The organism is Microbacterium sp. NPDC055683, from assembly GCF_053617895.1.
In genome coordinates this window covers 1-1,594 of sequence record NZ_JBSHGQ010000085.1, presented here as the reverse complement: position 1 = coordinate 1,594, position 1,594 = coordinate 1, and the positions used below count along the sequence as shown (strand labels likewise).

Annotated in this window: 1 rRNA gene; it reads right to left on the bottom strand. The window is 55.6% G+C overall.

Going from position 1 to position 1,594, the window contains the following annotated elements:
- Nucleotides 1–1,230 (bottom strand): 23S ribosomal RNA (locus tag ACWGPF_RS17525); the annotation flags it as partial.
- Nucleotides 1,231–1,594 lie beyond the last annotated feature (364 nt).

The window sequence follows — 1,594 nt, the reverse complement described above, 5'->3', positions numbered from 1 at the left end:
AGCCCCGTTACATTGTCGGCGCGGAATCACTTGACCAGTGAGCTATTACGCACTCTTTCAAGGGTGGCTGCTTCTAAGCCAACCTCCTGGTTGTCAAAGCAACTCCACATCCTTTCCCACTTAGCACGCGCTTAGGGACCTTAGTTGGTGGTCTGGGTTGTTTCCCTCTCGACGATGAAGCTTATCCCCCACCGTCTCACTGCTGCGCTCTCACTTACCGGCATTCGGAGTTTGGCTGACGTCAGTAACCTTGTAGGGCCCATCGGCCATCCAGTAGCTCTACCTCCGGCAAGAAACACGCAACGCTGCACCTAAATGCATTTCGGAGAGAACCAGCTATCACGAAGTTTGATTGGCCTTTCACCCCTATCCACAGCTCATCCCCTCAGTTTTCAACCTAAGTGGGTTCGGCCCTCCACGACGTCTTACCGTCGCTTCAGCCTGGCCATGGATAGATCACTTCGCTTCGGGTCTAGGACACGCGACTAAAATCGCCCTATTCAGACTCGCTTTCGCTACGGCTCCCCCACACGGGTTAACCTCGCCACGTATCACTAACTCGCAGGCTCATTCTTCAAAAGGCACGCCGTCACAGGAACAAGCCTGCTCCGACGGTTTGTAAGCAAACGGTTTCAGGTACTATTTCACTCCCCTCCCGGGGTACTTTTCACCTTTCCCTCACGGTACTTGTCCGCTATCGGTCATCTGGGAGTATTTAGGCTTACCAGGTGGTCCTGGCAGATTCACACGGGATTTCACGGGCCCCGTGCTACTTGGGATCCCACTCGCAGCAGAACACGCATGTCGACTACGGGACTCACACCCTCTCCGGCCGGCCTTTCAAGACCGTTCGTCTATACGCTTCTGTACTACTCCGACCACGGCAGTGATCGATGAATGGTCCCACAACCCCGAACGTGCAACGCCTGCCGGCTCTCACACACGCCCGGTTTAGCCTCATCCGCTTTCGCTCGCCACTACTCACGGAATCACTATTGTTTTCTCTTCCTGCGGGTACTGAGATGTTTCACTTCCCCGCGTTCCCTCTACCCGCCCTATATATTCAGACGGGAGTCACCAGGTCAGCACGCCGCCTGGCGGGGTTTCCCCATTCGGAAATCCTCGGATCACAGCCCGCTTATCGGCTCCCCAAGGCTTATCGCAGATTGCTACGTCCTTCTTCGGCTCCAGATGCCAAGGCATCCACCGTTTGCTCTTAAAGACTTGAAATCACATGAGCCAACAAAGAATCAAAAATCCATTGTTGTTCGCTTCTTTAAGATGCTCGCGTCCACTGTGTAGTTCTCAAAGTACGGGCGGCACCCCACCCTCCCCAGCCACAACGACCAGATCAGACGAGGCCCGACGAAGACCAAACACCCTGACGGTGCCTGAGCCCTCAGGACCCAACAACGTGCACGCGCCCCGCAGACACCCACCCCCACGTTCCCACCCCACACCCGAAAGCATGAGACGTACTAGCAAGAGCAACCACCACGAGACGCCCTGTCAAATGTTCCACCCATGAGCTAACCGGCACCACACATTCGGTGATGAACCGGCGCCTGGACACCCACAAAGGATGCCAGATGCT